Here is a 6,170-nt window from a genome sequence, read left to right as displayed (position 1 = left end):
CCACCGAGCGCCAACTCGCGTAGCCGGTGTCCTCGCCCCGGGAGAACGGGGAGTTGGTGGTCATCGCGTGCAACATCGGCAGCCAGGGGCGTACGCGGAGACCGCCGAGCGGGCCGCCACGAACGCCCCGTGCTGCCAGGCCACCTCGTGGCTCAGCCAGTCCCCGGCGAAGTAGACCCGCCCGGCCGGCTGAAGCAGCAGGTTGTATCCGGGTGTGCCGTACCGGGGCGAGGTCCAGGCGCCCTCGATGTAGGGGGTCCGGTCCCAGGCGTGCGAGTACGAGGTGACCAACTCGCTGCGGTACTTGTCACCGTGGATCTTCACACCCTGGCTGACGGCACGCTCTCTGCGCTGCTCCGGTGCGAGTCCGCTGTACGCCCTGGCGTTCGCCCCGGTGTTGTAGTAGCCGACGACCAGGCCGCGCCTGCCGTGGAAGCCGTACGACGGGTACCAGATGTGCGACAGGTCCAGGTCGGTCTCGGTGATGCCGCCGTAGATCCGCTGGTCGGTCTCCCACCAGCGGCTGCGGTACTCCAGGCCGATCTTGCCGGCGGCGGTGACCGGGAAGTCGGCCAGGGCGGCGGTCACCTCGGTGCCGAGATTGTGCGGCACCCGGGCCATCAGGTGCGGCGGCAGCGCCGCCACGCAGTAGTCGGCGGTGATCTGCGACTGCCGGCCACCCTGCCGGTAGGTCACCTCCACCCGGCTGCCCCGGTCGGTCACCCCGGTCACCTCGGCGTTGAGCCGTACCCGCTTCGGCCCCACGGCCTTGGCCAGGGCGCGCGGGATCTGGTCCATCCCGCCGACCGGCTGGAACATCAGCATGGCCTGGTCGTAGCCGAGCTCGAACGAGAAGTACCGGCCCACGTTGCTGGCGAAGACGTCGGAGAGCGGCGGCGGAGTGCCGAGCGAGGTGCCCACGTCGTTGCCCGCGCCCGGATACCCGGAGAAGCCGCGCCGGCTGGTCCCGGTGTACGCCCAGTCGCTGGCCCGCCCGCCGATCGCGCCGAAGCTCTGCAGGAACGACAGCAGCCGGTCACGATCGTCGGTGGTCAGCCGGCCGTCCAGCGCACCCTGGTCGGTGGCCTTCGCGAGCAGTTCCGAGACGTAGCCGTACACGTCCGCCTTGGCGGTGCGGTACCGGACCGGCTCGGTCATCCCGGCGGACTCGTTGTAGATCCAGGCGTCGGCGTTCTGGTTGGTGAAGACCTCGATGGGTACGCCGAGTTCCCGGCAGTAGTCCATGGCGAGCATCCACTGTGCGATCCGACCCGGCCCGGCGTTGAAGTAGACCCCGTCGGAGAAGCCGGCCCGCTGGGTGCGTCCGTCGAGGTCGGTCTCGACGTCGCCACCCCGGATGGTCAGGTTCCGCCCACCGACGCGGTGCCGCGCCTCCAGGATCGTGCAGTCGTAACCCGCCTTGCCCAACTCGTACGCGGTGGCGAGCCCCGCGATGCCGCCGCCGAGAACGACCACGCTGGCGCCCGACCGCCCGGTCAGGGTGAAGTCGGATCGCTCCGGCGCTCGGAATGCGGGGACCTGGGCTCCGTCCGCGCTGGGGGCGAGTCCCATGGCACCCATCGTGGCGAGCATCGCACCGGCACCGCCGCTGACTCCGACCGCCCGCAGGAACCCACGCCGGCTGACCATCGACTGTGTCTGATCGCTCATAACGGCCTCCCCTACAAGATCGACTCTCGTGAGTCTGTAGAGGACCTGTTACGCGGATCGCGCATTGTCGTTTCTGGCGGGTATCGCCTCAACGTTCAGCCACAGTGGCATTTTTCGACGGAGACTCCCCGACCCGGCAGAGCGTCGCCGGCCTCCCGGGTACGGCGGGCGGGACCACGACGGACGGACGAGGCTGCCGGTCCCTACCCGGCGAGGGCCCGGGTGACGACGGCAAGGTCGGTGACCAGCCCTTCGTACGCCTTGTCCTGATCGTCGGCGCGCAGCACCGCGGACGGGTGGATGGTGGCCAGCAGCCGTGCCGTGGGCGCGTCGGCCCGCTTCCCGGAGTTGTCCACCGGCACCCGTCGGAAGTCCTCCGGGTGCTGTGCCGACTCGGGCCAGGGCAGCAACTCGCCGCGCTGCCGGGTGACCCGGAAGGACGGGCCGAGCAGCGCCTTGGCAGCGGTGGCGCCGAGCACCACCACGATCTCCGGACGCAGCCGGGCGAACTCGGCGACCAGCCAGGGCCGGCAGGCGGTGACGTGCACCTGGTCCGGCGTCTGGTGGATCCGCCGCTTGCCGCGCAACTCGAACCGGAAGTGCTTCACGGAGTTGGTGAGGTAGAGCTGACCCGGCTCCAGCCCGGCGTCGTCGACGGCACGGCGCAGCAGCCGTCCGGCAGGGCCGACGAACGGCAGCCCCTTCTGGTCCTCCAGGTCGCCGGGCTGCTCGCCGACCAGCACCACCCGGGCGCTCTCGTCGCCCCGGCCGAACACCGTCTGCGAGGCGTCGCGGTACAACTCGCAACCCCGGCAACCACCGGCCGCGGTACGCAGGTCATCGATGGTGTCAGCGTCGGGCGGGATGAACCGCTGGGCGCCCGGAGCGCTCCCGGTCTGCTCGGCCATGCCGACTGTTATATACCCGTCAGGTGCCCCGCGCCCGGTACGTCCACGGCGCGGTGGCGCGACGCGACCCGCGTCAGTACCCGTTACCGCCGCCATCCCCACCGGAAGCGATCGCGATCAGCACGATGATGATAATGATGATCGCCACTGCGACAGCGATCCAGACTCCCTTACGCGCCCCACCTGAAGCCATGACCCCACCTCCGGCGCCCCGCATACCCATCCAATCCACCCCGAATCATGGCCATGGTGCACTTTTCGGCGGATCGTCGGGTCACCGATCGACGTGTCCGCGGCAGCCGACGCGCGCGGCGGGTGGGCGCTAGGTCGGGAAGCCTCGGGGCGGGGTGGGATTCTGGGCTTGCGCCAGGGCAGCCGCCAGTGGAGCCAGATCCTCGGTGGCCAGGGGGCTGACGCAGATGCGGACAGCGGGTGGCGCGGCGATCCGGTAGAGGGCGCCGGGGGCCACCGCCCAGCCGGCGTCGCGCAGGGCGGTGACCACGCTCGTCTCGTCCGCCACGGGGACCCAGACGTTGATGCCGCTGCGACCGTGCGCGGTCAGGCCGTGCGCGGCCAGCGCGGCCAGCAGCCCGGTACGCCGCTGCTCGTAGCTCCGCGCCGCCCGCCGCACCTGCTCGGTGACCGCCGGGTCCTGCCAGAGGGCGAGGACGAGCCGCTGCAACACCGTGGAGACCCAGCCGGCGCCGACCCGGGTGCGGCCGGTCACCCGGGCCACCGTGGTCTCGTCGCCGACCAGCACCGCGAGCCGCAGGTCCGGGCCGAAGGGCTTGCTCACCGAGCGCACGAAGGCCCAGCTCGACGTCGCCCCAGCCAGCGGGTGCAGGGGTACGCGGGCCAGCTCCGCGGCGTGGTCGTCCTCGATCAACAGCAGGTCCCGCCGGCCGGCGAGCAGCGCCCGCAGCGCTTCGGCGCGGGCGGCGGAGACGGCCGCGCCGGTCGGGTTCTGCGCCCGGCTGGTGACCACCAGCGCCCGCGCTCCGGCGGCCAGCGCGGAGGCCACCCCGGCCACCAGGGGCCCCTCGTCGTCAAGCGGTACGCCGATCGGGCGCAGCCCCAGCGCGGCGACCAGGTCGAGCAGGTTGGCCCAGCCCGGATCCTCCACCGCCACCGCGTCACCGGGGCGCAGGTGTGCGCCGAGCAGGCGTTCGATGCCGTCCAGCGCGCCGCCGGTGAGGGTGAGCTCCCCGGCCGGTACGCCGTCGGCGCTCAGCCGGGCGCGGGCCGCCTCGGCAAGCTCCGGCAACACCCCGGCGTCGGAGTAGCCGACCGACGGGCCGTTGTCGGCGGCGAGGGCCGCCAGGTGCGGGCCGAGTGGCGGGAGTAGCCGAGGGTCGGGCTCGCCCCGGGACAGGTCGCGGGCGCCGGGCAACGGCGGGGGGCGCAGCGCGGAGCGGCGGGCGGCCACCGGCGGGCGCGGACGTACCCGGGTGCCGTGCCGCCCGGCGGTGGCGAGCAGGCCGCGCTGACGCAGGTCCTGGTAGGCGCGGGCCACGGTGGCGGGGCTGACCCCCAACTCGGCGGCGAGAGCCCGTACGGGCGGCAGCGCGGCCCCCGGCGGCAGGGCACCGGTACGGATGCCCGACTCGATGCTGGCCGAAATCTCGGCGGCCGTCGTTCCACTGAGCTGATAGCGTGCTGACACAAACAAGAGATTGTACTAGAACAAAGGGGCGCGCGCATGTATCCACCTACCGCCCGGACCACACCCCACCGCTCCCGCGACAAGATGAGCTACGACCGGGCCGCCGCCCACGCGGTGCTCGACGAGGCGTACCACTGTGCGTTCGGCTTCACCGTCGACGGCCGGCCACGCGTGCTGCCCACCCTGCACGTCCGCATCGGCGACACGCTCTACCTGCACGGCTCCACCGGCAGCGGCCCGCTGCTCGCCGCCCGCGATGACGGGCTGGAGGTCTGCGTCACGGTGACCCTGCTGGACGGTCTGGTCTACGCCCGCTCCCAGTTCCACCACAGCGCCAACTACCGCTCGGTGGTGGCGCTCGGCACCGCCCGACTGGTCACCGACGAGCGGGAGAAGATCGCCATGCTCACCGCGCTCGTCGAGAAGGTCGGCTCGGGGCGCAGCACGGACACCCGCCCACCCAGCCGGCGTGAGCTGGCCGAGACCGCCGTGCTGGCGCTGCCGCTGCACGAGGTGTCGGTCCGCACCCGCTCCGGCGGGGTCCGCGAGGACGAGGCCGACCTGGACCTGCCGCACTGGGCCGGCGTGCTGCCGCTGCGGCTGACCGCCGGGCGACCCGAACCGGACGCCGGGGTCACCGCACCGCTGCCGGCGTTCCTCCGCACGGTCCGCACGCCCTGGCACGACCCGGTGCCGCTGCACGGCGAGCACGTCCGGCTGGAGCCGTTGGAGTTGGCGCACGCCGACGAGTTGCACACCGCCACGGCGGACGCGGAGGTGTGGCGGCACCTCAGCGTCGCGCTGCCCACCACGCCCGCCGCGACGGCCGAGGTGATCCGCACCGCCCTGGCCGCCCAGCACCGTGGCGAGCGGGTGGCCTGGGTGCAGCGGTGCGCGAGCACCGGGGCGGTGGTCGGCACCACGTCCTACTACGAGATCGACCCGCAGCGGCGATCGGTGGCGATCGGGCACACCTTCCTCGGCCGGCCCTGGTGGCGTACCGGCATCAACACCGAGGCGAAGTTGCTGCTGCTCAGCCGGGCCTTCGACGACCTGGGCGCGGTCCGGGTGGCCTGGCACACCGACATCCGCAACGTCCGCTCCCAGGCGGGCATCGAACGGCTCGGCGCGACCCTGGAAGGGGTGCTGCGGATGCACCGGCAACGCCCGGACGGCTCCTGGCGGGACACCGTGCAGTACGCGATGACCGTCGACGAGTGGCCGACGGCACAGGCACGGCTGCGCGAAAGACTTCTGCGAACGGCACCGGTGGCGTGATGATGGCGGGCGTGCTGGGGATCACCGACATCTGGACGTACGTGCTGGGCACCGTGGCCATCATCCTGCTGCCCGGGCCGAACTCGCTCTTCGTGCTCTCCACCGCGGCCAAACGAGGCGTCGCGGTGGGCTACCGGGCCGCCGGCGGTGTGTTCGTCGGCGACGGGGTGCTGATGTTCCTCTCCGCCGCCGGGGTGGCGTCGCTGCTCAAGGCGTACCCCCCGCTGTTCTTGGTGATCAAGTACGCCGGTGCCGCGTACCTCGGTTATGTCGGGGTGACCATGCTGCTCGGCGCCGTGCGGCGCTGGCGCGACCGCAACGACCCGAGCACGCCGCGGCTCATCGACGCCGCGGAGCCGGCGGCGATGCGCAGCCCGTTCCGCAAGGCGCTGGTGATCAGCCTGCTGAACCCGAAGGCGATCCTGTTCTTCATCTCGTTCTTCATCCAGTTCGTCGACCCCGGTTACGCCTGGCCGGCGCTGTCGTTCCTGCTGCTCGGGCTGATCGCCCAGGTGACCAGCGCGCTCTACCTCACTGCGTTGATCTTCGCGGGCACCGGCCCGCTGCCGCAGTTGCGCTTCGTCGCGACCGGTGGCCTGGACGCGGGCAACGCCGAGGCGTTCCTCCAGGCCGGCGTACGGGTGGTGGCG

The 6,170-nt window shown here is 72.3% G+C and carries 5 protein-coding genes and 1 pseudogene; 2 read left to right on the top strand and 4 right to left on the bottom strand.

Features of this window, described 5'->3' with window-relative positions; genetic code table 11:
* The 4 genes and pseudogenes from AB0C25_RS36400 to AB0C25_RS36385 all read right to left on the bottom strand — a co-directional run.
* Positions 1-94 (bottom strand): annotated as a pseudogene (locus AB0C25_RS36400) (glutamate-cysteine ligase family protein); the annotation flags it as partial.
* Positions 61-1,671: a flavin monoamine oxidase family protein gene (locus tag AB0C25_RS36395; RefSeq protein WP_357379619.1), complete on the bottom strand. Its 1,611-nt coding sequence runs from the start codon at positions 1,669-1,671 to the stop codon at positions 61-63. The pseudogene AB0C25_RS36400 and the gene AB0C25_RS36395, both read right to left, overlap by 34 nt.
* A 203-nt stretch (positions 1,672-1,874) precedes the next feature.
* The gene (locus tag AB0C25_RS36390) at positions 1,875-2,579 is read right to left on the bottom strand and encodes a UdgX family uracil-DNA binding protein (protein ID WP_357379617.1); all 705 of its coding nucleotides are present in this window, start codon (positions 2,577-2,579) and stop codon (positions 1,875-1,877) included.
* Between the two features lie 322 nt (positions 2,580-2,901).
* Positions 2,902-4,242: an aminotransferase class I/II-fold pyridoxal phosphate-dependent enzyme gene (locus AB0C25_RS36385; RefSeq protein ID WP_357379615.1), complete on the bottom strand. Its 1,341-nt coding sequence runs from the start codon at positions 4,240-4,242 to the stop codon at positions 2,902-2,904.
* A gap of 36 nt (positions 4,243-4,278) precedes the next feature.
* Here AB0C25_RS36385 and AB0C25_RS36380 point away from each other — a divergent pair, with 36 nt between their 5' ends.
* Positions 4,279-5,520, top strand: coding sequence for a bifunctional pyridoxamine 5'-phosphate oxidase family protein/GNAT family N-acetyltransferase (locus AB0C25_RS36380; protein ID WP_357379613.1), 1,242 nt, complete (start codon positions 4,279-4,281; stop codon positions 5,518-5,520).
* Positions 5,520-6,170: leucine efflux protein LeuE (gene leuE / locus AB0C25_RS36375; protein WP_357379611.1), on the top strand; the 651-nt coding region annotated here is incomplete at its 3' end. The genes AB0C25_RS36380 and leuE, both read left to right, overlap by 1 nt.

Origin of the sequence: Micromonospora sp. NPDC048839 (genome assembly GCF_040649915.1) — a bacterium.
Lineage (GTDB): Bacteria > Actinomycetota > Actinomycetes > Mycobacteriales > Micromonosporaceae > Micromonospora.
Note: the sequence above shows the minus strand (reverse complement) of the source record. Positions and strands in the feature narration are given on the sequence as shown.